The 25,603-nt window shown below is 40.8% G+C and carries 33 protein-coding genes and 1 tRNA gene; 9 read left to right on the plus strand and 25 right to left on the minus strand.

The features are described from left to right. Positions 1–109: 109 nt before the first annotated feature. A complete protein-coding gene (locus tag C7Y70_RS03050; protein ID WP_135473339.1) occupies positions 110–970 on the minus strand; it encodes a LysR family transcriptional regulator in 861 nt (286 codons plus the stop codon). A gap of 91 nt (positions 971–1,061) precedes the next feature. Between C7Y70_RS03050 and C7Y70_RS03055 the strand changes: the two genes are divergently transcribed. Beyond that, on the plus strand, positions 1,062–1,436 hold the full coding sequence (locus C7Y70_RS03055) for a DUF413 domain-containing protein (protein ID WP_099296215.1): 375 nt from the start codon (positions 1,062–1,064) through the stop codon (positions 1,434–1,436). 112 nt (positions 1,437–1,548) lie between these two features. Continuing rightward, positions 1,549–2,784, plus strand: a complete 1,236-nt coding sequence (locus tag C7Y70_RS03060; protein ID WP_135473340.1) for a response regulator — start codon at positions 1,549–1,551, stop codon at positions 2,782–2,784. Here C7Y70_RS03060 and rarD read toward each other — a convergent pair. Beyond that, a complete protein-coding gene (gene rarD / locus C7Y70_RS03065; RefSeq protein ID WP_099296213.1) occupies positions 2,781–3,704 on the minus strand; it encodes an EamA family transporter RarD in 924 nt (307 codons plus the stop codon). The genes C7Y70_RS03060 and rarD overlap by 4 nt on opposite strands. 52 nt (positions 3,705–3,756) lie before the next feature. Continuing rightward, positions 3,757–4,212 (minus strand): thioesterase family protein, encoded by a 456-nt coding sequence (locus tag C7Y70_RS03070; RefSeq protein ID WP_210114653.1) that lies wholly within the window; start codon positions 4,210–4,212, stop codon positions 3,757–3,759. A gap of 110 nt (positions 4,213–4,322) precedes the next feature. Between C7Y70_RS03070 and recQ the strand changes: the two genes are divergently transcribed. The 4 genes from recQ (at position 4,323) to C7Y70_RS03090 (ending at position 8,837) form a co-directional block, all read left to right on the plus strand. Continuing rightward, a complete protein-coding gene (gene recQ / locus C7Y70_RS03075) occupies positions 4,323–6,146 on the plus strand; it encodes a DNA helicase RecQ (RefSeq protein WP_135473341.1) in 1,824 nt (607 codons plus the stop codon). A 14-nt stretch (positions 6,147–6,160) separates the two neighbouring features. Further along, positions 6,161–6,457 carry a DUF3630 family protein gene (locus C7Y70_RS03080; RefSeq protein ID WP_135473342.1) on the plus strand — a complete coding sequence of 99 codons (297 nt, stop codon included), beginning with the start codon at positions 6,161–6,163 and terminating at the stop codon, positions 6,455–6,457. Positions 6,458–6,516: 59 nt separating this feature from the next. Continuing rightward, positions 6,517–8,220 carry a BamA/TamA family outer membrane protein gene (locus C7Y70_RS03085; protein WP_135473343.1) on the plus strand — a complete coding sequence of 568 codons (1,704 nt, stop codon included), beginning with the start codon at positions 6,517–6,519 and terminating at the stop codon, positions 8,218–8,220. 77 nt (positions 8,221–8,297) lie between these two features. After that, a complete protein-coding gene (locus C7Y70_RS03090) occupies positions 8,298–8,837 on the plus strand; it encodes a mechanosensitive ion channel domain-containing protein (protein ID WP_099296259.1) in 540 nt (179 codons plus the stop codon). Positions 8,838–8,894: 57 nt separating this feature from the next. On the opposite strand, the gene C7Y70_RS03095 is transcribed toward C7Y70_RS03090, so the two are convergent. The 3 genes from C7Y70_RS03095 to C7Y70_RS03105 are packed head-to-tail and all read right to left on the minus strand — an operon-like array spanning position 8,895 to position 11,284. Further along, positions 8,895–9,953 (minus strand): succinylglutamate desuccinylase/aspartoacylase family protein, encoded by a 1,059-nt coding sequence (locus tag C7Y70_RS03095; protein WP_099296209.1) that lies wholly within the window; start codon positions 9,951–9,953, stop codon positions 8,895–8,897. Then, positions 9,940–10,845: a 30S ribosomal protein S6--L-glutamate ligase gene (rimK, locus tag C7Y70_RS03100; RefSeq protein ID WP_099296208.1), complete on the minus strand. Its 906-nt coding sequence runs from the start codon at positions 10,843–10,845 to the stop codon at positions 9,940–9,942. The genes C7Y70_RS03095 and rimK overlap by 14 nt, the downstream gene beginning before the upstream one ends. 10 nt (positions 10,846–10,855) lie before the next feature. Then, complete coding sequence (locus C7Y70_RS03105; protein ID WP_099296207.1) at positions 10,856–11,284, minus strand: ATP-dependent zinc protease; 429 nt, start codon at positions 11,282–11,284, stop codon at positions 10,856–10,858. A 149-nt stretch (positions 11,285–11,433) separates the two neighbouring features. Here C7Y70_RS03105 and zntB point away from each other — a divergent pair, with 149 nt between their 5' ends. Further along, entirely contained in the window at positions 11,434–12,405 is a 972-nt protein-coding gene (gene zntB, locus C7Y70_RS03110) for a zinc transporter ZntB (protein ID WP_099296206.1), read from the plus strand. Here zntB and C7Y70_RS03115 read toward each other — a convergent pair. Both C7Y70_RS03115 and C7Y70_RS03120 read right to left on the minus strand, forming a co-directional pair. Further along, positions 12,383–12,607, minus strand: coding sequence for a Rho-binding antiterminator (locus C7Y70_RS03115; protein ID WP_135473344.1), 225 nt, complete (start codon positions 12,605–12,607; stop codon positions 12,383–12,385). The two genes, zntB and C7Y70_RS03115, sit on opposite strands and share 23 nt — an antisense overlap. 69 nt (positions 12,608–12,676) lie before the next feature. Next, positions 12,677–12,751, minus strand: a tRNA-Arg gene (locus C7Y70_RS03120). 249 nt (positions 12,752–13,000) lie between these two features. Here C7Y70_RS03120 and C7Y70_RS03125 point away from each other — a divergent pair. Then, entirely contained in the window at positions 13,001–13,183 is a 183-nt protein-coding gene (locus tag C7Y70_RS03125; protein WP_058560327.1) for a hypothetical protein, read from the plus strand. A 19-nt stretch (positions 13,184–13,202) separates the two neighbouring features. Here C7Y70_RS03125 and C7Y70_RS03130 read toward each other — a convergent pair whose 3' ends face one another. Genes C7Y70_RS03130 through C7Y70_RS03140 form a run of 3 tightly spaced genes read right to left on the minus strand, consistent with a single transcriptional unit; the run spans position 13,203 to position 14,890 of the window. Next, positions 13,203–14,003, minus strand: coding sequence for a phosphotransferase (locus tag C7Y70_RS03130; protein ID WP_348631083.1), 801 nt, complete (start codon positions 14,001–14,003; stop codon positions 13,203–13,205). Next, positions 14,003–14,626 carry a nicotinamide riboside transporter PnuC gene (gene pnuC, locus C7Y70_RS03135; RefSeq protein WP_099296204.1) on the minus strand — a complete coding sequence of 208 codons (624 nt, stop codon included), beginning with the start codon at positions 14,624–14,626 and terminating at the stop codon, positions 14,003–14,005. Before pnuC ends, C7Y70_RS03130 begins: the two co-directional genes overlap by 1 nt. 12 nt (positions 14,627–14,638) lie before the next feature. Further along, the gene (locus tag C7Y70_RS03140) at positions 14,639–14,890 is read right to left on the minus strand and encodes a hypothetical protein (protein ID WP_058560330.1); all 252 of its coding nucleotides are present in this window, start codon (positions 14,888–14,890) and stop codon (positions 14,639–14,641) included. 129 nt (positions 14,891–15,019) lie between these two features. Here C7Y70_RS03140 and C7Y70_RS03145 point away from each other — a divergent pair, with 129 nt between their 5' ends. Continuing rightward, positions 15,020–15,259 carry a DUF2960 domain-containing protein gene (locus tag C7Y70_RS03145; RefSeq protein ID WP_099296203.1) on the plus strand — a complete coding sequence of 80 codons (240 nt, stop codon included), beginning with the start codon at positions 15,020–15,022 and terminating at the stop codon, positions 15,257–15,259. Positions 15,260–15,261: 2 nt separating this feature from the next. Here the strand turns inward: C7Y70_RS03145 and alr are convergent, their stop codons facing one another. From alr to rpsF, 14 genes are all read right to left on the minus strand, one after another. Next, positions 15,262–16,341 (minus strand): alanine racemase, encoded by a 1,080-nt coding sequence (gene alr, locus C7Y70_RS03150; protein WP_099296202.1) that lies wholly within the window; start codon positions 16,339–16,341, stop codon positions 15,262–15,264. Continuing rightward, positions 16,341–17,720: a replicative DNA helicase gene (gene dnaB / locus C7Y70_RS03155; protein ID WP_099296201.1), complete on the minus strand. Its 1,380-nt coding sequence runs from the start codon at positions 17,718–17,720 to the stop codon at positions 16,341–16,343. Before dnaB ends, alr begins: the two co-directional genes overlap by 1 nt. Positions 17,721–17,842: 122 nt before the next feature. Continuing rightward, positions 17,843–18,784, minus strand: a complete 942-nt coding sequence (locus C7Y70_RS03160) for a DUF4097 family beta strand repeat-containing protein (RefSeq protein WP_135473345.1) — start codon at positions 18,782–18,784, stop codon at positions 17,843–17,845. An 11-nt stretch (positions 18,785–18,795) separates the two neighbouring features. Further along, a complete protein-coding gene (locus C7Y70_RS03165; protein ID WP_099296199.1) occupies positions 18,796–19,278 on the minus strand; it encodes a hypothetical protein in 483 nt (160 codons plus the stop codon). Then, the gene (locus tag C7Y70_RS03170) at positions 19,265–19,816 is read right to left on the minus strand and encodes an RNA polymerase sigma factor (RefSeq protein ID WP_099296198.1); all 552 of its coding nucleotides are present in this window, start codon (positions 19,814–19,816) and stop codon (positions 19,265–19,267) included. The genes C7Y70_RS03165 and C7Y70_RS03170 overlap by 14 nt, the downstream gene beginning before the upstream one ends. Before the next feature lie 222 nt (positions 19,817–20,038). Then, positions 20,039–21,865 carry a pilus assembly PilX N-terminal domain-containing protein gene (locus C7Y70_RS03175; protein ID WP_135473346.1) on the minus strand — a complete coding sequence of 609 codons (1,827 nt, stop codon included), beginning with the start codon at positions 21,863–21,865 and terminating at the stop codon, positions 20,039–20,041. Then, positions 21,865–22,392, minus strand: a complete 528-nt coding sequence (locus C7Y70_RS03180; RefSeq protein ID WP_135473347.1) for a prepilin-type N-terminal cleavage/methylation domain-containing protein — start codon at positions 22,390–22,392, stop codon at positions 21,865–21,867. The genes C7Y70_RS03175 and C7Y70_RS03180 overlap by 1 nt, the downstream gene beginning before the upstream one ends. Beyond that, positions 22,392–22,805: a prepilin-type N-terminal cleavage/methylation domain-containing protein gene (locus C7Y70_RS03185; protein ID WP_099296195.1), complete on the minus strand. Its 414-nt coding sequence runs from the start codon at positions 22,803–22,805 to the stop codon at positions 22,392–22,394. The genes C7Y70_RS03180 and C7Y70_RS03185 overlap by 1 nt, the downstream gene beginning before the upstream one ends. Continuing rightward, complete coding sequence (locus tag C7Y70_RS03190) at positions 22,805–23,254, minus strand: GspH/FimT family pseudopilin (RefSeq protein ID WP_099296194.1); 450 nt, start codon at positions 23,252–23,254, stop codon at positions 22,805–22,807. Before C7Y70_RS03190 ends, C7Y70_RS03185 begins: the two co-directional genes overlap by 1 nt. Positions 23,255–23,258: 4 nt before the next feature. Next, positions 23,259–23,693 carry a type IV pilin protein gene (locus tag C7Y70_RS03195; protein WP_245321340.1) on the minus strand — a complete coding sequence of 145 codons (435 nt, stop codon included), beginning with the start codon at positions 23,691–23,693 and terminating at the stop codon, positions 23,259–23,261. A 292-nt stretch (positions 23,694–23,985) separates the two neighbouring features. Next, positions 23,986–24,438, minus strand: coding sequence for a 50S ribosomal protein L9 (rplI, locus tag C7Y70_RS03200; RefSeq protein ID WP_058548074.1), 453 nt, complete (start codon positions 24,436–24,438; stop codon positions 23,986–23,988). Positions 24,439–24,473: 35 nt separating this feature from the next. Further along, a complete protein-coding gene (gene rpsR, locus C7Y70_RS03205; RefSeq protein WP_002962753.1) occupies positions 24,474–24,701 on the minus strand; it encodes a 30S ribosomal protein S18 in 228 nt (75 codons plus the stop codon). Positions 24,702–24,713: 12 nt separating this feature from the next. Further along, complete coding sequence (priB, locus tag C7Y70_RS03210) at positions 24,714–25,016, minus strand: primosomal replication protein N (RefSeq protein WP_135473388.1); 303 nt, start codon at positions 25,014–25,016, stop codon at positions 24,714–24,716. Between the two features lie 69 nt (positions 25,017–25,085). Next, entirely contained in the window at positions 25,086–25,427 is a 342-nt protein-coding gene (rpsF, locus tag C7Y70_RS03215) for a 30S ribosomal protein S6 (protein ID WP_036980061.1), read from the minus strand. Between the last annotated feature and the right edge of the window lie 176 nt (positions 25,428–25,603).

Genomic DNA, 25,603 nt, shown 5'->3' on the forward strand with positions numbered 1-25,603 from the left:
GTTTGCCCGCATTTAATGACAGAATTATTACAACGGAAATATTTCTGCCTCATTTGTTTAATAAAAAAGAACAATTAGCGACATGTAACTGTCATAGTTACTCGTTAAGCTACTGACCTAGCTTTGGCCCTAACTCAATTAGCAAATTCACTAGCTTTTCAAGCAATTGTTTTTGTTCATTATCTTTATGGTAAGCAACAAAAATATCCCTTGAAGTATGTTCAACATCAGGCACTTCAAATAAATCACCCGCTTCGATGTAGTTTTTTACCAATACATCAGGTATAAACGCACTTCCGCCACATTGCAAAATTAAATCTAACGCAATTCTTCCTGTACTTGTTCTAAAGAAAGGTGGTGTACGGCCATTAAACTGGCGAGCATGCCACAGTGAAAATGTAGTTCCCCAGTCAACATAAACATATTTGTTGTCAAAGAAGTTTTCATTAACAGCCGATTCATAAGCACTAACCGGAATAATAGGAAGCTCGCAAATACGCTCCACCACCAGCTCATCTACTTTTGGCGGATCAAACAAAATAGCTAAATCCAGTGTCCGTTCAAGTAATAGCCGCGTACTTTCTTGTTGCGCTTTTACTTCAGCAACAAGTGAAACACCGGGCATAGCTGAAACTATATTGGTAATACCAAACTGTAAAAAAGCATCCCAAATATTAGGGGTTCCAGCTAAGCTTACTTGTTTATGCATATTATCAGCTAATGCAACGTCCACTTTCGCGCGCTGCATACCAGTAATAATCATTTGCGCATGGGGTAATAATCGCTCACCTGGAGCCGTTAGCTGAATATTGTTGCGCTGACGAATAAATAAATTTACACCCAACCCTTGCTCAAGCTGACGTATTCGAAAACTGACTGCTGACTGTGTTATATATAAATTTTCGGCAGCTTTGCCAAAATGCCTTGTCCGTACAACTTCTACAAACGTTTTTAATAAATCGATATCCAATTATTTATCCTCACGATAAAAATTTCTCGCTTAAAAAATCACTCAACTTGTTCCATACTCCAGCATGAAATTAGGGCATGAGGAAACAGCCATGAGCAATGATATTTCAGTACTTCGCCAAGCATTTGTAAGTCAACGTCAGTTCTTTGATGACAAAAACTTCCCTCGCGGATTTAGTCGCAGTGGTAATTTCACATTACTTGAGGCAAGCATCCTAGAGCAACATGGAATTATTCTTAATGGGTTATACAACAAATCTCTTGCACCGCAAAATGAAATTCAAGAACAATTTTTAAAGGTCATCAATGGCGAGTCTGCTGTTAGCAATTCCATTGAAAGAGCATGGCTAAAATACTTAAAATTAACAACCTGTAAAACCAAGTTTCATACCTTGTTTGGTCGTTCAAAAATAGCCGCTGTATTGCCACAAAGCTCAACATACCATTTCGATTCTGACGGGGTATAAACCCCGTCTAATTACAAATAATAATGTAATGGCATTTGCTTTTTTGTGTTTTAACAGTTAAAACTTGTACTAGCAGCAATAATTGCTCAAGAAACTAGTATCAAGGTGATACGTGACACGAAAAATTTTAATTATTGAAGACACGCCAACGATTGCAATGGTGCAAAAGCATATTGCAATTAAAGCAGGCTATGATGTTGATATTGCTGGCTCACTTGCACAAGCAAAAGACTACATTGAAAACAACAACTACTTTTGTGCTGTAGTAGATTTTATCTTACCTGATGCCCAAAATGGTGAAGCTGTGCCATGTACCGTTGGAGCAGAAATCCCCACGATTGTTATGACTGGCAGTTTAGATTCTGCCACACGAGATACCGTCGAAAAGTACCCAATCATTGATTACATCACTAAAGAAAATAAGCAAGCGTACCAATACCTTTCAAAGCAACTGTTACGTTTACCTAGAAACGAAAATATAAAAGTATTGGTCGTTGATGATTCATCATCAACAAGGCGCCATATATTGAGTTTGCTTAAACGGCACAAATACCAAGTACTGCAAGCAGACAGTGGTGAGCAAGCATTACAAGTGCTTTCTCAAACACCCGATATTGATGTGATTATTACTGATAATGAAATGCCAAATATGAATGGTGATGAACTATGCAGTGAAATTCGTCGGCTTTATAGCAATGATGAAAAAGCTATCATTGGAATTTCTGGTTCAGATGCTGAACACTTGTCGGCGCGTTTTTTAAAAAGCGGGGCGAATGACTATTTACGAAAACCATTTAACAATGAAGAGTTTTATTGTCGGTTAAGCCAAAACGTCGACATGCTGGAAAACATAGCAACCATTCGTCTACAAGCTAACTCAGACTATTTAACTAAGCTCCCTAATCGCCGTTACTTTTTTGAAGAAGCAAATAAGTCGTTAAAACACCTAAAAAAGCAAGAAGAAGTAACCTCACTTGCCATGATAGATATTGACCACTTTAAATCAATTAACGACACCTATGGTCACGATGCTGGCGATGAGGTACTTAAAGGTTTATCAGTTTGTTTTGCGAAACACTTTAGCAAACACCTCGTCGCGCGTTTAGGCGGGGAGGAATTTGCCGTTTACTTTGCCGACACTGCCAAGTCAGAAGCAATCGAACTACTTGAGAAGTTTAGACAATTCATTGAGTTAAACAGCCCTAAATTTAGCGCGGAAAAGATTAAGTTTACGATTTCGGTAGGTTACAACCAAGGGCCTGTTTACAAGATTGATGAACTATTAAAACAGGCCGATATTAACCTTTACAAGGCAAAAGAATCTGGGCGTAATAGAGTTATCGCCTAAACAGGCTTAACAGGCGCAAGCACCGCTGCACGCTTGCGCTTTTGTGATTGACGATATGAATCCCAACTAAAAATAGCTAAAGCACTCCAAATACAGGCAAACGTCACCATGCGTTCATTACTAAACACTTCACCATAAAACATCACAGCAAGAATAAACATTAGACTTGGCCCTATATACTGAAAAAAGCCCAGCGTCGTGTACTGCAAGCGCTTTGCAGCACCAGTGAAGCACAATAAAGGTAGAGTAGTAATAACGCCTGCACTGATCAACAATAGGTTAGTATACCATTCATTTAACATGAGATTTGAACTTGAAGACGGTGCCATCAACCACCAATAAAGCAATGCAATCGGCACTAATATAACCGCTTCCAACAACAACCCTGGTAAAGACTCAATGGGTAATTTTTTACGTAGTAATCCGTAAATTGCAAACGAGCCAGCAAGTGAAAATGCCACTACAGGAAAGGAGCCAAAGCTTACCAGCTGAATAACTACGCCACTGAACGCCAACGCCACAGCAATACCTTGCCACTTTCGTAATTTTTCACCTAAAAACACCATGCCAAGCAATACATTGAGCAACGGGTTAATATAGTAGCCTAAGCTTGCATCAAGCATATGATCATTATTCACTGCCCATATAAATAACCCCCAGTTAAAACCCAGTAAGGTCGCAGTAAGCACTAACATGAGGAGCAGCTTAGGTTGTACAATCACATGTTTTATTTTACGCCATTGCTGCATCACCGATACAATGATGACAATAAACAATACAGACCATACAACGCGGTGCATTAGTATTTCAAATGCCGAAATATGCTGTAATAACTTAAAGTAAATGGGAGCCAAACCCCACATAAAAAAGGCCATACAGGCTAATATAACGCCCTTACGTTGTTCAGGATTAGTTGGCATAAATTTATTCTAAACATGGAAAAGGCGGCTAGTTTACTCTTCGAGCAGTGTTTTATCCAACTAAATAAGTACCTGTGCCAAAGGCAATTTGCACACCTAACTCATTGTGTAACTCCATTCGGCAAACACACACTTTATTTCCCGAACGGATCAGCTTTGCACTGGCAGTAAATTCATCCCCTTTGCCTGGGCGTAAGTAATCGGTTCTTAAATCAATAGTCCCGAGTGTTGATAGCTTCTTTTGAATACTGAGCATATCAATCTCTTCAAGCTTATCAATGATAGAGGCCGCTGCAAGCATGCCGCCAACATTGTCAAGCACGGCTGAGATAACACCACCATGCAGAATTTTTTGCGAAGGGTTACCAATAAATACATCCTGCCAAGGAAAAGTAATTTGTGCTTGTTCGGCATCAAGTGACTTAACGCTAATTTGCAAGAATTGATTGAAGGGCATTTGCTCTACAAAAATATTAGCAACTTGGTTAATCAGCATCGTTTTATTCATTATTATTTTTTCATTATTCTCAACTGGTAAGATGAGTAAAGCACAACTAAAAGGAAAGTGCGATAAAAAGCTCCTATGCAAGGTCGCTTAAAAGCTCTAAAATAACCGCGATGAATACACTAGCCCCCACTCCAAGCGCCGTAGTGCGCACTCCCGCAGCCATACTAAAGCAAGTATTTGGTTATAGCGAATTCCGAGACGGCCAAGAAGCCGTGATTAATGCTGCACTTGATGGCAAGGACTCGCTTGTACTGCTTCCAACTGGCGGAGGTAAGTCAGTCTGCTATCAAGTACCTGCGTTGGCTTTGAGTGGTCTCACGGTAGTGATCTCACCTTTAATCTCTCTTATGCAAGATCAAGTAGCTCAATTACAAGCACTCGGAGTAAAAGCTGCGTATATAAACAACAGTCTTAATCGTGAAGAGCAACAACAGATATATCAACAATTACATAGTGGCCAAATAAAATTACTGTATGTTGCCCCTGAGAAAGTGTTGCAAAGAGAGTTCCTGGAGCGGTTGAGCCACTTAAATATCAGCTTATTTGCTATTGATGAAGCACACTGTGTGTCGCATTGGGGGCATGACTTTAGACCCCATTATTGCCGCTTAAGTGAACTAAAACAGCACTTTGCTAATGTACCAATGATGGCCTTAACTGCGACAGCAGACAAAGCAACTCGATTCGATATTGTGCAGCAGCTTGGGCTACAAACACCTTACATCCACACAGGCAGTTTTGATAGGCCTAATATTCGCTACACCATTGAAGAAAAATTTAAACCACTGGCGCAACTGTTACGCTACTTAAAAGAACAACAAAATCAAAGTGGCATTATCTACTGCACGAGCCGTAAACGCGTTGATGATATTGCTGAAAAGCTTGCTGATGCTGGTTTAAATGCTGCCGCCTATCATGCTGGTATGAGTAACGAGCAACGCCAATTCGTGCAAACAGGTTTTGCCCGCGATGATATACAAATTGTAGTTGCGACTGTGGCATTTGGCATGGGGATTAACAAACCCAATGTGCGCTTTGTACTGCATTATGACATACCCAAAAGTATCGAAGCATATTATCAAGAAACAGGAAGAGCTGGACGTGACGGGCTTGCAGCAGAAGCAATCATGTACTTTGACCCGGCGGATATAGGCCGCGTCAGGCGCTTTTTTGAAGATATTGAAGATGAGCAACGACGTCGCGTTGAAGAGCAACGCTTTAATGCCATGGCAAGCTTTGCCGAAGCACAAACGTGTCGCAGACAAATTCTACTCAACTATTTCAGTGAATATCAGCGCGAACCCTGTGGTAACTGTGATATTTGCTTAAATCCGCCAAAAAGCTTTGACGGCACGTTAGTAGCCCAGCAAGCACTCTCATGCGTTTATCGTGCTGAGCAACGTTTTGGCTTAGGTTACATAGTAGAACTGTTGCGTGGCGCTAACACTAGTCGCATTCGGGACAATAACCACCACCACTTAAGCACCTATGGCATTGGTAAAGATCACAGCAGTGAATTTTGGCTTAGTATTTTACGCCAACTGATTCATCAAGGCTTACTAAGCCAAGACATAACGCAAGGTTCAACGTTACGCTTAACTGAAGGTGCGCGCGCTGTATTAAAAAGTGAATACACCCTACAAATGGCCGAACCGCGACTACAAGCAAAGCACGTATACCAAGACAAACTGGCGCAATTTAATTATGACAAAAAGTTATTTGCTAAGTTGCGTGCCTTACGTAAACAGCTTGCTGATGATGATGATGTGCCTCCCTATGTCGTCTTTAATGATAAAACGCTGGCAGAAATGGCTCAGCTTATGCCAACCAACGACAGCGAATTTTTAAAGGTCTCGGGAGTTGGTTTTACTAAGCTTAATAAATACGGCAGCCCATTTTTAACTGCGATACGTAATTATCTAGCTACCCCCTAAATGACGGTAACACCATGATAGATTTTCAATTTGATAATAAACATAACGCCATTATCATTTCACCAACAGAAATGCCAAACGACGAAGACTTTGAGCTTTGGGCTAACTTATTTCTACACTTTCCACTTATTACTATTACAGAATTTGAAGCGGGTGCTGACCGCCACCAACTACGTTTCAATTATGAGCAACACAATTTTAATTTGAATTTTGAACATTATAGTAATAGTGTTTGGATCAATGGTGAAGGCGCTGAAGCTGAGCATTTACTTGCTGCCCTTACCCACTATTTAATAACGCAATTGCAATAATCAGCTAGACATTAACGACCACATGGTGTTTAGTAGGTAATACTAAATAAGGGGATTGAATGGTCGTAAATAGTTATCGCAAAACATTACTGCTTAGTTGCTGTAGTATTATCTTATTGAGCCCAACGATTAAGGCTGAAACTATAGATAATGGCAGTTGTAGCAATCAACGCACCATCACCCCTTCTGAACAAAACCTAAGACGTCAACTTAGTGGTGAGGAACAACTTCCAAAAAAAACCACCGGTTCAAAAATAGGTAAAGTTACTCTAAATCAACTCAATGTATTTAATACCGACTTAGAAGAAGAAAATAACGCTATTTTTAGATTTGCCAATCGCGTTCATATAACCACTGAGCCTGATGTCATTACTAATTTATTGTTATTTAAACCTGGTGATGAATACCTTCCTAGAAAGCTCTCAGAATCCGAACGCCTTTTACGCAAGCAAAATTACCTATACGATGCTGATATTAGTGCTGAGATTGACTGTGATGGCAACATAAATGTCAACGTTGCTACCCGTGACTTATGGACCTTACTGCCAGAAATAAGCTTCAGTCGCAGTGGCGGGGAGAATAAATCCAGTATAGGTTTTCGAGAGTCTAATTTATTTGGTTGGGGTAAGCGCCTGTCAGTCTCTCGCACCAGTGACGCTGATCGCGATGGCTATTTATTTGTGTATGACGATCCTAATATTTTTTCTAGCCGCTACCGCGGTCGTGTAGAGTATTCGGATAACGACGATGGCAAGCGTCATCTATTAGAGTTGACCTACCCCTTTTATTCAATTGATACACCTTATAGCTATGGTCTTGTCAGCTATTCAGACCAACGTATTGAGTCTCTCTATAAACGTGGTGAAGTATTCAGTGAGTTTGAACAAAAAACGGATTACAACCAATTGCACTTTGGTCATTCCAAGCAATTAGGTAATAGTTGGACCCAACGTTTAAGTGTTGGCTACATATTCGAAGAGCACTCATTTAACAATATACCTGCTACTCATACACCACTTGCCCAAAATCGCGACTTAAGCTACCCCTATGTCAGCGGTCACTGGTTTGAAGATCACTTCATTAAAGTACGCAATTTTGACAGTATTTATCGTACTGAAGATTTAAATCTGGGCTGGAATGTGAAAGGCCTAATTGGTTACTCTAGCGAAGAAATAAGTGACGATGATAGCCGCGCCGTTTATTCATTTAATGCTAAAAAGGCTCACTTTAGTGGTGACAATACCTTATGGCGATTTTATGCTAGCCTAGACGGTTACTGGAACGAACAACAAAGCAAAGTCGAAAACTTGTTTGCCACCAGCCAAATACAATATTACTTAAACACTAGTTTAGAACAATCTTGGTACGCTAAAGTACGTCTCGATTACGCAAAAAACCTGACACACGATAAACAGCTTAATTTAGGCGGAGATAATGGCCTTCGTGGTTACCCACTTAACTATCAACAAGGCGATCGTAGTTTTTTAATCAATCTTGAAAAGCGCTATTACTGGGAATACGACTTACTGCAATTATTTAAGGTCGGGGGTGCTGCCTTTTTTGACATTGGCCGCGCTTGGTTTGACGATAAAAATAACGGCGCCAACGGTCAGGTTTTAAAAAATGCTGGCGTGGGTCTTAGGCTAGCACCGAGTCGAGCTAATGCAGGCACAGTGATCCACTTAGACATAGCCGCCCCTCTTGATAAAAGTAATGACGTAGATTCAATTCAGTGGTTGGTTACTGTTAAAAATACCTTTTAAAGGCGGCTAAAATGGCTAAAATACACTTTAAATAAAGCAGACATGGATTGGCCGTGGAATTACTTGATATTCTTAGCATGCAATATAAATGGGTGGTAACCCTAGTTGCCTTATTAGCCTTCCCTTTGCTATTAAAGTTCACCAAAAAACTACTCGAAAAAACCATAAAAGGTAAAGTCGATGTACACCGTAAATACCGTGCAGAGCTACTACTGAAAATAATCTTAGCGATTGTGATGATTTGTTTAGTATTGGTATTTTGGGGCATTGAACTAAGGGGCTTGTTAGTACTAGGTTCTTCATTGTTTGCAATGCTTGGCGTCGCTTTATTTGCAGCTTGGTCATTGCTAAGTAATTTAACCTCGTTTTTATTGATGTTTATACAAAACGACTGCCGTGTTGGTTACTGGATAAGAGTGATTGACGGCGCTAATTTTGTAGAAGGCCGCATTATTGAAATGGGCCTAATGAATGTTGTGCTAGAACACATCGATGGCCATCGTGTTATTTATCCTAATAACCTATTTGTAACGCGCCCTGTCATGGTTTTAAACAAAGAGCCCAAACCGACGAAGCCCGCCGCAATAAAAAGAATCTTAGGCCCTAAAAAGCCCTAAACTTAAAAGGCGCTTGTCAGTCACCCAACAAACGCCTTTTTATAGCAAATTAAAAAATTAATTATTTAAATCGGCTGTTTTTAATTCGTCATCTAAATCATTAATACCATCAATAAAGGTCTCTAGCTGCTGTTCAACTAAACTATTTGCATGGGCAAAATAAGCTATATGAAACACCGCATCCCCTTCATTTACCAATGGCATTGTTTGCTGACCAATAATAATTCCACTGCGAGGTGCTAGTAACTCTAATTCAGAATCACCTAGCGGGCTGCTGATATAGGCCAAAATCTGGCCTTTAACAACTCGCTCACCCAGTGAAACTTGCGCACGTACAATACCGTCAACCTCAGCACGCACCCAACTGGTAGAACTTGCGATAATAGGCTCTGGTAACTTTTTAGCGCGTTTTCCCCGAATCATTTTCAAGTGACGCATTACATAATCGACCCCTTGCATACCAGCTGCAATGGCAATGGGATCAAACCTAAGCGCTTCACCAGCCTCATAAGTAATAACCGGAATACCTAAATTAGCCGCTTCACTGCGTAATGATCCATTACGAAGCGATGCATCAATCACAGCGGGTGTACCAAATGCTTTGGCCATTTCAGCTGTCGCCTCATCACTAAGGTTAGCCCTGATCTGTGGCAAATTGGTACGATGTATTGCCCCTGTATGCAAATCAATAATATGCGTGCAATGAACAGCAACCTGTGAGAAGAACATATGTGCCATGCGCCCTGCTAACGAGCCGCGAATAGAACCCGGAAAGCTGCGGTTCATGTCTCGTCGATCAGGTAAATATCGTGACTTATGAATAAAGCCAAATACATTCACGATTGGCACCGCAATAAGTGTTCCGCGCAACTGACTGGCATCAATTTTAGCAAGTAGCTGTCGCACTACTTCCACACCATTGAGTTCATCACCATGAATCGCAGCACAGACCATCAACACAGGGCCTTCTTGCACCCCATTAACCACTTCGATTGGGATATTCAACGGCGAGTGGGTATAAAGCTTCGCAGCCTCTAATGCCAGCGTCTTGCGCTCTCCTACTCCGACCGTTTCGCCTAATAAAGAAAAGGCGCTATTAATTTTAACCTTTGCCACGTGTTGCTGTTCCTTTAGTCGCAGCGGCTTTCTCAATAAAATCGATCACCATACCTGCAATATCTTTACCCGTTGCCACTTCAATGCCTTCAAGACCAGGTGATGAATTCACTTCCATCACTAATGGTCCGCGAGATGAGCGCAGTAAGTCAACACCGGCTACATTCAAGCCCATTGCTTTAGCAGCAGCCACCGCTGTTTTACGTTCTTCAGGGGTGATACGTACTAATGTTGCGCTACCACCGCGGTGAAGGTTTGATCTAAACTCACCCTCTTGTGCTTGGCGCTTCATAGCAGCAATAACTTTATCACCTAAAACAAAACAACGAATATCTGCACCACCCGCCTCTTTTATGTACTCTTGAACCATAATATTCGCTTTTAAGCCCATAAATGCTTCAATAACACTTTCAGCCGCTTTACGCGTTTCAGCTAAAACCACACCAATCCCCTGAGTACCTTCTAGTAACTTAATAACAACTGGTGCGCCACCAACCATCTCTAATAAGTCTTTTACGTCATCAGGCTTACTCGCAAAGCCTGTAACAGGCATACCTACACCTTTACGAGATAAAAGTTGTAATGAACGTAACTTGTCACGTGAACGAGAAATTGCCACAGATTCATTAACTGGGAATACATTCATCATTTCAAACTGACGTAAAACAGCACAACCATAAAACGTAACAGATGCACCAATACGCGGCACAATCGCATCAAAGTCTTTTAAGTTTTCACCGCGATAATGAATTTCAGGTTGCTCTGAGTTAATGTTCATATAGCAGCGCAGTGCATCAATCACTTTAACTTCATGGCCTCGCTCTGTAGCGGCCTCAATTAAACGACGTGTTGAATACAAATTTTTATTGCGAGATAAAATACCAATTTTCATAGTTAAAACCTTAACTACCTAATAAATGAGATAAAGCCGGATCAACGACTATGCGATTTTCCATGGCGGTACGCCCTAACAACATTCTAAACTTCATACTTGAGCGACGAGTTAATGTCACTTCAATAGGCCAGCTCTCGCCTCCTGCGTGGAGCATGGTCTCAATAAAATAACGTAACTGGCGCTCTCCACTGGAGCTGGTCACGTATTTCATCTTTTTTACTTTTGCTTCACACTCTATTTGAGTGTGTTCATTACCCTGTATAGGCTGAGCAATAAAACGAACCCACTGCTGCTCATCACGTTTAAATTCTTCAATATTAATAGCATGTATGCATGACGTACGGGCGCCAGTATCCACCTTTGCTTTTATTTTATTTATGCCAAGCTCAGGTAAGCTTAACCACTCACGCCAACCAACTGTAATTTTTGCCGTCATAAATGCGCCCTTTAATAAAAAAATGACTTATACGCGATTACCAAATAAACACCAACGAAATAAATTACTCTTATCGATAAGAAACTTTAATTGACCTAGATTAAAGATTAGACAACTATAGCGCCCTTATTAAAAGTAGAGACAAACTTATGTTCGATGGCTTACTTCATGCGGTGCTACTCGATGGCAAAGGCGGTGCGTGCACACTAGACACTAGTAGCACTCTTGCTAATTGGCAACCTAAACAAGGAAAACTATGGCTGCATTTAGATTACTCACAAGATCAAGCTGTTAACTGGCTAAAAAACAGCGAGCTGTTGAGTGACTATGAATTAGAGTCTTTTATAGCTGATGAAACTAGGCCCCGACTAAGCAAAGCAGCCAAAGGCTCAATGCTCTTTTTACGCGGTGTAAACCTTAATCCGGCGCAAAGCCCTGAAGATATGGTGTCATTACGCCTATTTATTAATGACGATATTGTGATTACGACTCGTAGGCGTCGCCTGCTATCAGTACAGAATGTATTAGATTCATTGATGCAAAGTGATGGCCCATGCAATATTTCTGAACTAGTGTGTCATTTAACACAAAATTTAACCTCTCGAATGCAAGCTGTGATTGATGAACTCGACGATACTTTAGATATTTTTGAAGGCGAGATTGACGAACCGACAAAGCGCTTTGATAATCAAGGCCTATCACAGCTACGCAGGCAAACTATTGCTTTAAAAAGGTATTTACGGCCACAAAAGGAAGCTTTAAGCTCACTTGCTAGTAACCGTTTCACATGGTTAGAAGAAACGGATAAAGCCAAGCTAAATGAAACGACTAACTTGCTGATAAGATACCTTGAGGAATTAGACAGTGCGATTGAGCGTGCCCAGGTTATACAGCAAACAATCACTAACCATGTGTCTGAGCAGCTTAATCAACGCATGTATGTAATGTCTGTTGTTGCGGCATTATTCTTACCGCTAGGCTTTTTAACTGGCCTACTCGGCGTTAACGTTGGAGGGATCCCAGGCACTGATAGCCCGTACGCGTTTAGCGCATTTGTGCTATTTTTAATTGTGCTAACAGGCGGTATAGGCGTTTATTTTAAAAGTAAGAAATGGCTTTAATTTTATCAAGGCGGACTTTATGCTCGCCTTGTTCTTCACAACAAATCAGCAAAAACTCCCCCTGACCTTTATGGTTTTCAAGGTTAATCGCTTTACCAATTAAAGTTTCATCGTCAGTGGTGATAATTGTAACCTTCGCTTGCTGCATACAGAACAGCTCAAGTTGATCGTAATCACCACACTTAATAGGCCGATAATGCATAACTGATCTCAAAAGGATAAAATTGAAGTGTAACAAAGTAAGCGGGATTTGGTATATAAGAAAAGCAAATGGCGCTCTCGGCAGGAATCGAACCTGCAACTTAGCTTCCGGAGAGCCACGTGATATCCATTTCACCACGAGAGCACATTTGTTGCCGCCACACCAACTCGCGATATCGATGCTTTAGCACGGGCAATAATAAAGACATCTTGGGCTAAATGCTAGCATCTGTTGCTTATATGCTCATTTAATACACTAATTATAATAATTTACTTCACAAGAAGACAAAAAACAGCTATTAAATTATACTTAATAAAAATTAATAACTATTTTGTAACATCTGTACGGTTCAAAACCGCTTTTCGAAATAGTTAACCACGAGGAAGTAGAGTTATGAGTTTAATGTCGACAGAACAAGTCGCCGAGTTTTTAGGGGTTAAAGTTGAGCGCGTTAAACGCTTAGCCAGAGAGAGTCTATTAATCGCAAAGTCTGAAGATGCCAATGGAGAGCCACAGTTTGATGCTGAAGAAGTTGCCAAATACAAAGAGTTAGCTGCTCGATTTGGTGGCCTTTAATTCACAACAAAGACGGCACTTACATTTTACTTATTAAGTCATCCAATTGCGCACGTAAAGTCGTTACTTTATCATCAACATTGCGTGCGCTGTACCAACATATACACAACACTAAAAAAACGACTTCATAGCATATTAGCTTGTCCACAGAGGGATGAAAATCAACGATATGTGAGCGTTTTTTTTGATAAACATTGAGTAAGTCAATTTTTTGTTTTTGATTTAATTTAAAGCTCACAACCAATGCTGCCAGATCAAAGTACACGTCATTACTTTTGGCGTATTCAAAATCAATTAAATACACACCAGTGTCATTTTCTATAATATTTTCTTTGACCAAGTCATTATGGCAAAAACCAAGATCCTTTTTAAAAGTATATATTCTCGCTAATGCGTGCTCGATTACCCCCTGATAGTATTCATACAGTGTTGTACTTTGGTAATAATCAAGTTCGTATTTAATATCCATGGGTTCAGTCAACACTGAGTGCTGATGAAGCTGCACTAGCTTACTAATTAGCTGATGATTCAATTCACTTTGCGCCGTTGAACCCTCTATGTATTCGAATATCGCTATTTGTTGTGCCTGATCAGTCCATAAAGGCGTTGAACATACGCTCAGCGCAGCAAATTTTTTTTGAGCTGCTAAACCCACTACAGGCCAGTGTTCACGATAGCACTTAAGTAAATAACCATGGTTTGATGTACGAACAAGAAAATTATCGTTGCTTAAGCCACTATGTAAGCGTTCAGTATGAGTAATTGCTAACTGAGGATTAAAAGCACTAAATATTGCACTAATTTTATCAAAACTCATCATTACAATTGTGCTAAAGGTTTAGCTTGATCTTGTTCGTACTCTTCGTACCAAGTTTTAAACCCCCATGCAGCCATCAGCGTATAAAATACAAATAACGCGAGCGTTGGGTAATAGCCTTTTTCATAGTATAAATACATTGATGCGGCATCTATAACTATCCAATAAAGCCAATTTTCAAGTACCTTTTTAGCCACTAAATACGTGGTTACCACAGCAAAACAGGTTGTAAAACTATCTAGATACGCGAAATCTGCATGGGTATAATTAGTCATTATATAACCTAATACGGTTGCAACTAACGAAGTACCTATAATGATAGCTATGTGATGATTAATACCCCATGAGGTAATGGCCAGCTCTTGTTTATTTGCCCCCCCCTTTCGCCATACCATCCAACCATAAACAGCCATGTACATATAATAAAAATGCAGTAATGACTCCATTAACAAAGCACCATTCCAGTACATTATGGTATAAATTAGCGTGCTAAAGAATGCTGCCGGCCAGCACCATAGGTTTTCTTTTATAGCCAATAATAGATAGGCCATAGACAAAGCGACTGCAATATATTCCCAGTGCGACATTGCAGTAAACCCTGCAAGAGTTTGCGTAATAAAGTCCATTATTGACTCACATTATTCAGGCGAAAGATCACCAGATAGAAACTTACACACAAAAATGGCTTTACCAAACTCTTCATACGAGCGCTTAATTTCAGTATTAAGAACAGACATGACCAAATCATAGTCGCCAAATATTTGCGTAGACAGCGTATTTGTTATTACTTTTAAATCATCGTAGGTATTTAAACGATCAATAAATCCTTTAATAAATGGGATATAGTCTTGGTGTAGTGGGTATTTACTGATCTCAACAGATAATTTCATTACTAACGCACTCATTATTAAAATAATTACCTTATTGTAACCCGCTATTGCTTACAAGTCATTCAATGGTAGAGGCGACGGCGAAGAAGGTGTAAAATTAGCATTATTAGTTTTAATTATGAGTATCCCATGGCCAGACGTATTACCTACACCTTCAAAAATCAGCCTCGTGAAATTAACTTCGCTAAAGATAAATACCAAGATATGTATCAGGCGATAGCTGCGGCTGAAGGTGTCGATTTAACCAACTATTTAAATATGGTACGACAAATTGAAATGACATCGAAAGGATCTGCCGCGGTACGTAATTTTCGCGATCAAGAGTTTGCTCGAATGGGCTTCGCTGATATCTACTTTATTAAAGAATAGCCTTAATCGAGATACTCGTAGCTCACTCGTGGGGTAATATTACATAGTAATTCATAAGGGATCGTAGTTGCACATTGCGCGATCTCTTCAACTGGTAATTCAGGGCCCCACATTACGACCTCGTCACCCACTTTAATGTTTTCGCTGTTGTTACCAATGTCTACGCTTATCATATCCATTGAAACATTGCCGGCAATACCATAGCGCTTATTACCTATCACAACAGGCGTACCGTGCTTCGCATGACGTGGATAACCATCGCCATAGCCCATAGCAACCACTGCTAACTTAGTTGCGCTTTGAGAGTGCCAACTTCCACCGTAGCCAACACATTGCATTGCATCGACCTCACGAATAGCAATGACTCGGGTCGTTAAGCGCATAACTGGTTTTAAATTATGTTGATGGCCTAAAGCTCCCAACATAGGCGATACACCATACATCATAAGCCCTGGTCGCACCCAATCCCCATGCCCCGCAGGCCATGCAATAATCCCCGCAGAATTGGCTAGGCAATGCGCTTGTTGCTTACCTGCGACGAGGGAGTCGAACAACGCGATTTGCTCAGCTGTTTTTGCATCGCTCACATCATCTGCACACGAAAAGTGCGTCATTAAATTAATAGTACTGTTAGCATTTTTAGTCGCACTTAAGCGCTGGTAAAAATTATTTAATTGCGATGGCGCAATACCTAAACGGTGCATACCAGTATTTATTTTCAGCCAACAGTTTATAGGCGCCTCTAATTGCGCCTCTTCAAGCGCAATTAATTGATTCTCATCATGGATGATGGTTTGAAAATTGTTCGCCAGCAGGATAGCTAAATCTTCGGGGTGAAAAACACCTTCAAGAAGCACAATAGGTTTTGTCAGCCCACCTGCACGAAGCGCAAGAGCCTCATCAATTCGTGCTACGGCAAATGCATCGGCATTATTTAAGTGCTGCGCTATTTTAACTAAGCCATGGCCATAAGCATTCGCTTTTAAAACAGCCATCACCTTGCTATTAGGGGCAAATCGTTTTACCTGCGCAAGATTGTGCGCAAGGTTCGATAAATTAATTTGTGCTACCGCTAAACGCATTAATACTCGTCATCAACTGCTGGACCCGCGTAATTATCAAAACGCGAGAACTGGCCTTGGAAGGTCAAACGTACTTTACCGATAGGACCGTTACGCTGTTTACCGATAATGATTTCAGCGATGCCTTTTTCTGTACTGTCTTCGTTGTAGACCTCATCACGATAAATAAACATGATTAAATCGGCATCCTGCTCGATAGAGCCTGATTCACGTAAATCCGAGTTGATCGGTCGTTTATCAGCACGTTGCTCTAGAGTACGGTTAAGCTGAGAAAGAGCTACAACGGGGCATTTTAGCTCTTTAGCCAATGACTTAAGTGAGCGTGATATTTCTGCAATCTCTAGGGTACGATTATCTGACAAGCTCGGTACTCGCATCAACTGCAAGTAATCGACCATGATCATGCTGATCCCGCCATGATCTCGAGCAATACGACGTGCTCTTGAGCGAACATCTGTCGGTGTTAGACCTGATGCATCATCTACATACATCTTACCTTTTTCCATCAATAAGCCCATGGTTGATGATAAGCGAGCCCAATCATCATCATCTAATTGGCCTGTACGTACTTTGGTTTGGTTTATACGGCCAAGAGACGCCAGCATCCTCATCATGATTTGCTCAGATGGCATCTCTAATGAATAAATAAGTACAGGCTTATCTTGTGTCATTGCAGCATGTTCAGCTAAGTTCATCGCAAACGTGGTTTTACCCATTGATGGACGCGCTGCCACAATGATTAAATCAGAGGGCTGCAAACCCGTTGTCATTTTGTCTAGATCAGCGTACCCAGTGCCTACACCCGTTACACCATCTTGCGGTGACTGGTAAAGCTCTTCAATTTTATCAACGGTTTTCTCTAGGATATTGTGAATACTTTGCGGGCCTTCACTGCTTTTTGTCCGCTGTTCAGCAATTTTGAATACTTTGCTTTCTGCAAAGTCGAGCAAATCATGGCTGGTTCGCCCTTCAGGATTAAAACCAGCTTCAGCAATTTCGTTAGCCACGCCGATCATTTCACGAACCACCGCACGTTCACGCACAATATTCGCGTAAGCGTCTATATTCGCCGCGCTGGGTGTATTTTTGGCGATTTCAGCTAAATAGGCAAAACCACCAATATTACTCAATGAATTCTTTTTCTCTAAGCTCTCTGAAATCGTGATTAAGTCGATCGGATCACCCACTTCAGCCAGCTCAACCATAGCCTCAAAGATAAGTTTATGAGTACGCGTATAAAAATCTTGCGCAACAACCAGCTCAGCAACACGGTCAAAGGCTTGGTTATCAAGCATTAAGCCACCTAGAACAGACTGCTCTGCTTCAATGGAATGAGGAGGAACTTTAAGGGTGTCGACTTGTTTATCTGGTTTAGCCATAACTTCGCAATACTAACAGGGAATAGCTCTATTCTATCGACTTGCTGAGGTTGTGAAAATAGCAAAGCAGGAATTCTTTTCCTGCTTTGGCTCATATACCCAAATCACCATAAAGTGTTAGGTTATTTTTTACGTAATTCAATACGACCGCTGATTGTATCTATTTCGATATCAGCGTCGCCGCCATTTACGCTAAACTCAAGTTCACTTGAAGGACCATACTTAGCTTTTTTTACTTTATCATTGCTGAGCTCATTAACTATCTTGCCATTTGCATGTGCTTCAATTTCAAATTTAGCAGATATGTCATCAGGGAAAAAGAATTCTGCATCACCACTGACTGACTCAAAGCGTATGTCAGCCTTATCAAGTAAACGGTTAATGCGTACTTCAGCCTCACCATTAACAGTGTTAATGCGTAACTTTTTAATAGTATCAAGGGCAAAGTCGATATCCCCATTAACATTCTCTAATCTTACATCTTGCGCTTTCGACGTTGATTTAATATCACCATTTACAGCTGTAAAACGTAATTTTCCTTGAGAGTCTCTATCATTAATTTCACCATTAACGGTTTCATAGCGAATATCACCAATTAAGTTTGTTGCATCTACATCACCATTAACCGTTTCAACGCTTATATCTCCTTCAATAGCAGATAATGTAATGTCGCCATTGACTACATCAATATCAGTGCCATTGCTAAGCTCGCTTGCCACAACGTTAACGTTCACACCCGACAGCTCTAATTCACTACTCTTTGGCATGAAGATTACAAGCTCTGACCCATCGCCTCTATTCCAACCGTAGTTTTGATTGCGTGGCATTTTAACAATAAATTCAATACGATCATTCTCAACTTCTAAACGATACCCTTGTGCTTTGTCATCAAGTTCACCGCTTATTTTAAGTTCTGCTTTATCCCACCCTTCAACGCGCACATCCCCGCGTTGGTTATCAATAAAAATACGTTTATTAGCTGGTACGCTAATTTGCTCATCGATTTTTTGCCCTGCAACTGCCATTAGCGGCAACATACTCATCGCTAAAATTAATGCTTTCATACTCATTACTCCTAAATTGTTTGCCACTTAGGTGCATGCACCTTATTGATTAGATCTAATTGCTGTTGATAAATTTGCGCCAGCATTTTTAACAATGCGGGATTTTCGGGCTCATTCTCTAACGCTTGTTTAATTGCCCGCTCTGCATCCTCTAACTCTGTTAATTGTTGTTGCCAGTTATCCGTTAATGCAGGCTGATCTTGGTACTGCACTAATAACGTTTGTTTTTGCTCTGCAAAAAAGTCACTCATTGCAACGCTGGCGTCCTGAGTTGGGCTATTAAAGACCAGCTGAACACTTAATAATGCAGCAACACTGCATGCTGCAATCCCAGCAAGCTTTGGCCACATAGACGATTCACGTTGCTGTATCGCAGGGTTAGAAATCGCTTTTTCTATTCCTTGCCATAAATCTTTTTCCGGCGCAATATGCGTCTCTGAGTTGTTAAGTGACTCAGCTAAGAATGTTTCAAAATCTGGTTTACTCATTTTCATACCACTCTTTTAATAACTGTTTTGCACGATGATATTGCGACTTACTCGATCCGACGGCCATTCCAAGCATGGTCGCAATTTCTTCGTGGCGGTAACCTTCAATAGCATGAAGAACAAACACCATCCTTGCTCGCTCAGGCAATCGCAGCACTAATTTATCGAGCCCGTTTAAGCCTTGGCAATCAGTCGCACTTTGTTCATCCATACCACTTTGCTCAAAACTCACCACCTTTTGCAGCCAGTTTTTATGCTTTCTTAAGTAACTAATCGCAATATTACTGGTTACACTATGTAACCATGTGGAAAATTGTGATTGCCCTTCAAAGCTCGCAATTTTATGCCACAGCTGAACAAAGACCTCTTGTGTTGCATCTTCCGCATGCTCTTTGTCCGCAAGTAAGCGTAAGCACAAGGCATAGACACGCTTAACATGTAACGTATACAGTTGGGCATAGGCCTGTTGATCACCCATTTTAGCTTGCGTAATTAATGCATCCTCAGAAGGAGGTGCAAAAGCCTCTTTAGCATCTATCAACATCGTTGATGTTGTCCCTTTATAATTGTTGTTATGAATTGAGTTTATACCCAAGCCATTAAAAAATATGTTTTATTCATATTTAGTTTCTTGAATAGTTAGACGTTAGGCAAGGTAGAAAAGGTTTAAAAGAAATAAAATTATTTATTTTCTAAATGAAAGGTCAGTGATCAAATGATCATTATAGCCAGTTTTGAATGGCTACACTGGGGTGCAGCCATATTCTTAAGGAGTTGTTTCTTCTTCTGTTTCTTCAACAATCGTTTCGGGGGCTTTGTATGACCAACCTAGAAACTGTAATTTAGGTACGGTAGCACCGCCACCGCCAGCACTAATATCTTTTAAACGTTTGTCATAATGGATCCCACCATTACCGCATGTTGAGACCGTTTTGCCTCTCAGGGAGCCATTAAAGTCATTACCAGAATCTGAATTAACTTGAATATGAGCTCTAGGTGCATAAATCGCTGCATACATAGATGCATTTGACAAAAGCTCTACGCCAACTTTATTGCCTGTTGAAGGCACACCATGACACACCAGCGGATCCATGTCTGGGGTTTCGTAACTTGAAAAAATACTAAATACAGCACGCCCAACTGACGAAATAGGCTCATGCGCTGTAATTTCATCATCAATAATAACGCGCCCTTCAATATATATTGTTAATGTGGCACCCGAGGCAATCTCAAACCCATTACTAGGATGATTATTATACCTAAAGTCGTTTTTAATATATAAAGTGACATCACCACTTTGCACAGTCAGTTTTCCGCCAGAAACGGTCAGGCTATCCAAGACATAAACTTGTTGATTAGGTTGCTCAAATACGGTTCTTGAAACAGGCGTAATGTTTTGCCCCATCGGTTTTTTCCAACTCGGCCACTTGGTAAATGTCCCTTGATTTGCGGTCAAGTTAAATGCTGAAAATTCGATAACATTTAAATCCGTAAGTGTACTGCTGCCTGCTAAATTTTCATTGTTACGAACAACCAAAATCGGATCACAGTTAGTACGTGGATCTGTGTAGTCATGATTTGGGTCTGGGTTATTTGGGTCAACCGAAGGGACAGGTTGTATATCTGGCACTTTTTTAAATACTTCATGTGAATATGGTTTACCATCTTGATACTGGTGCGCACCTAAATCACTGGGGAAGCTACCTTTACCGCCATACATAATATCAAGGCCATTTGCTTCTCTATTCTCAACAATACCGTCATCATTATTACGGATTGTTAAATCTTTTATAGCCCTTAACACCCCCAAAACACGTCCGCCAGTGAAATCAATGCTTTGCATTGATAAAATATCTCCTGCTACGCGGGTGTCAGCTGGATAGCCTTCAGGCACACCGGTGCCAGTACCGCCATTAATAGTAACACTTCCGTTGGCATGTATATTTCCCATTACAGGTGAACTACCACTTAAAGTTACATTACCCGTTACTATCACATCGCCCCAAATAGGCGAGCCACCACTTAACGAAACATCTGAATCATGATGAATAGTCCCTACCCGTGCATCTGTACCCGCATCTTCTTCTTTATATGGCCCGTCCGCTGAATCGTAGCTGTCAATACGACCGCTACCATTAACAAGAACCCCTTCACAGCCAACAATGGCTTGCTCAAAGGGAGACTTAGGCGCACCAGGAATCATTTTATAACGTGCAACGAGGTTACTGACCGCGTCGCCGCTATAGCGCCGGCCCTGACTAGCTATTTCAATTTCTCCTGCTGCATTTTTACTTAATGTCGCATTATAAATAGCATCATCGCCAATTAAACCACTCCCTGTCGCATTTCCTGCTGCAGCAATTAAACCATCTACATCAAGCGCCTGATTATCGTTCAGTGCCTGTTTTAATAACTTCGCTTCTTCGAATACCCCTTTTTCAGCTAACAGGCGGCTATTAATCTTCTTTTGAAAGTTACCCGTCAAACGTTCTTGCACAAGGTTTTCACGTAATGAATTAAGTACAACAATGCTGGCCATACTTGTTAAAATAAGCACCGTTATTAATGTAAAGCCATGCTGTTTCTTACTCATTATTCACCACTGTATACTTTTTCAAGAATAACGTTAGATGCAGCTAGCTCTATAGCAACGGAATCCCCAAATTGAGCTGGTAACTGCTCTGGTTTAACGTTAATTGTGACTAGCTCATTGTTGATACTAAAATTTAGCGATGCTAAACCGGTTAATAACCGCTCAGGGGTCAATGCACCGAGCGCACACGTGAGGTTATTACCGTCTAAGCTATAGACTTCATTTACATCCGCCGCTGCCACACTTCCTGTGCAAGTCACAACTCCTGCGGGCTGGGTTATTGTAATTGATGAACCATCAGCACTAACTATAGGTGTAACCGGTGTTTGCTTAATACTGCGAGTAAATACCTTGCTGGTATAGCGTATAACTTCTTGCGCGTTTTCTAATTCCTTGCCAACCAACACAGTCCCTTTTATGGCAGAGTATGCCAAACTTACACCACCGAGCAAAAACGCCCCTGCTGCAAGTGCTACCATCAACTCGACCAATGTATAACCGCGTTGTTTTTCTCCGCAATAAAACATTAACTACACCCTGCAGATAAATCAGGATAACTGGCATTGAGTGTGATTTGATTTTCCAGACCCAGTGGATCGTTTTGCTTAATACGTTCGTCATTCCAGCTAACAATAACCTGCATTTCATCATTAAAAGCAGCTGGTAAGGTTAACGTGTAGTCGGCTATTTGTGGTTCAAGAGCAGCGCGAAAATCCACATCCGTAAATAGATCAGGGTTCGTTGTTTGTAATTCACAAATATGAGGCCATAGTCGCTCTATGGTATTTTGCGCTTGAATTAAAGAAACAGTGTAATTAAAACTATTGGTCGCGTACTGTAAAGATTTTAGCTGTGCAGAGGCAAGGCCTAATAAAGCAATACCCGCAATCACAACCGATATCATTACCTCAAGTAATGAAAAACCATTTTGCGATTTCATTACGCGCACCCAGTGGATTTTTCAGCTAACCAATTTTGACCACTTTTTAAAACACAAAGATAATAGTCTGTCGTTTTTTCGTTATCATCTTTAACCAAAATGGTACTTGCTAACGAAACCTCACCTGTAGACATAATCGTTTTATCTACTAATGAAACATTAATACCTTGATGTTGAATAGCAAACTCACGCAACAAGGTTTCGACTCCATCAACGGGTGCCTTTACTTGCCATTTATCTCCGCTCACAACAAGCTTAACATTACTATCGCGCTTTACCGCTTCGCTGCGCGCAAACTTGTATACACTGTTCAACTGATTGGCGGTTGTTACAACACGATCTTGCATTATTTGCTGGCTAAATGAGGGAAATGCAAGCACAGCCATAATCGCGATGATACCAACCACCACCATTAACTCAACAAGAGTAAAACCTGAGGCTTTGTTCATTTGGCTAACCCCAACAACTATTAGAATTTGGTAGCTGTGAACCATCATGAGTTAACGTTAAGGCACCACAACGGTCATTCGCTTGAGCTGAGCCTGCTTTAGGAGTCGCTTTTAAAGTGTACTTTCGACTACGAAAATCATCGGCAGCAGCTGCACCGGGGACTCTATCTGATGGCGTATATGAAAAAGTATAGAATTCAGTATTTACGGCAGCATTAAATGCATTTGGGTAACCACCGTTACGTGAATATATTCGCTCTAGGCTTGCACCATATTGTAACATTACCTGCTGAATATCAGCGCGGCGACTGCGCTCCATATGTTCCGTATATGAAGGTAAAGCTACGCTATAAAGAATACCTATTATTGCAACAACTATTAATAACTCGGTGAGTGTAAACCCATGTTGTAATACACTTTTTTTCATTTTATTGTTCATCAATTACTTCCTTCACACCATGCCCAGTGCACAAACAATATACAGTGACAACGCTGTCACTGTCAACAAACTGTAATCTAAATGAAGACAACAAATAAAAGTATATCTACCACTTTCTGATTTTTCTTCGACTTGGCTCGGTGAAGAAAAGCTACACCGAAAACATTTCTTACTCTAATACATTATAATTAACAACAACTTATATATACGAACAATATAAGTAGTGAGTTCATTCTATTAGGTAACAAAAAGCCGCGCTCAATGAGCACGGCTTTTTTGGCTTAATTAAAAATTAAGCTTCAGCGATTACGATTACTTTAATAGTAGCCGTTACGTCTGAGTGTACTGCGATTGCAACGTCAAATTCGCCAGTCTCACGGATAGTACCTAGAGGTAAACGAACTTCTGATTTAGCAACTTCAACACCAACAGCTGAGATAGCGTCAGCGATGTCACGAGTACCGATTGAACCGAATAACTTACCTTCGTCACCAGCTTTAGATACTAATGTAACTTCAGCTAATGCTTCTAGTTTGTCAGCGCGTGCTTGTGCAGCAACTAACTGTTCAGCGATTTTCGCTTCAAGTTCTGCGCGACGTGCGTCAAAAGTTTCAATGTTAGCTTTAGTCGCAGGAACTGCCTTACCTTGCGGGAAAAGGAAGTTACGTGCGAAACCAGATTTAACTACAACCTGTTCACCTAGGCTACCTAGGTTAGCGATCTTATCTAGTAGAATAACTTGCATGTTTCTACACCTTTTAAAAACTGTTAATCCGCTGCTTACTTATGTAAGTCAGTGTATGGAAGAAGGGCTAAGTAGCGAGCGCGCTTGATAGCAGTTGCTAGCTGGCGCTGGTATTTAGCGCTAGTACCTGTAATACGGCTAGGTACGATTTTGCCACTTTCTGTAACATAGTTTCTAAGAGTAGCTAGATCTTTGTAATCGATTTGTTGTACGCCTTCCGCTTTAAAGCGGCAGAACTTACGACGTCTGAAATAACGTGCCATGAGATAAATTCCTCAATTAATTCTTTCTATATGCTGAGCATGCAAAACCAATTGGCTAAGGCCGTTACGACCTTCGTGGCGATTTAAAAAACCACTCACTTGCAATGCCTGCCCAACGTGCAAATGTTGAGTCTGTTGTTGCATTTGCTTACCACTAGCAACCACTTGAAGTTTCACATAACTATTACGGTTAAGGTCTGCTTCAATTTGCATCGATTTATGTTCAATAACAAAAATACAATGCGGTATACCAGCAGGGCTTTGGCTATATTTGGGTGTTTTACAAACAACTCCAGATAGTGTTAGTTGATTCATGTAAGGGTTAAGCTTTTGGCTCATCTTAATAACTCAACTGAACAAGCGCCATGCTTGGACTCAAAACAATTAAGCAGCTGGTGCTTCTTTCTTCTCTTCTCTTACAAGAGGAGACGCTTCAGTTACAGCGTTTTTAGTACGCATAACTAAGTTACGAAGCACTGCATCGTTGTAGCGGAAAGTAGTTTCTAGCTCGCTGATTACTTCAGTAGGTGCTTCAACGTTCATAAGAACATAATGAGCTTTGTGAAGCTTGTTGATTGGGTAAGCCAGTTGACGACGGCCCCAGTCTTCAAGACGGTGGATAGTACCACCAGCTTCAGTGATAGAACCAGTATAACGTTCGATCATACCAGCAACTTGCTCACTCTGATCAGGGTGAACCATGAATACGATTTCGTAATGACGCATGGATATTCCTTACGGTTAATAGAGCCTTCTACCGTTTCAGCCAGTCGGTTTAAGGCAAGGAATTAATATTAAATAGGCCGAAATGAGCGCGCATTTTACGCTTAGTTGGAAAATTAAGCAAGCAGGTTTTTTAGCTTTAAGTGGGGGAGTTAATAAATCAGCTATCAGCTATCAGC

The organism is Pseudoalteromonas sp. KS88 (assembly GCF_004766475.1).
Lineage (GTDB): Bacteria > Pseudomonadota > Gammaproteobacteria > Enterobacterales > Alteromonadaceae > Pseudoalteromonas.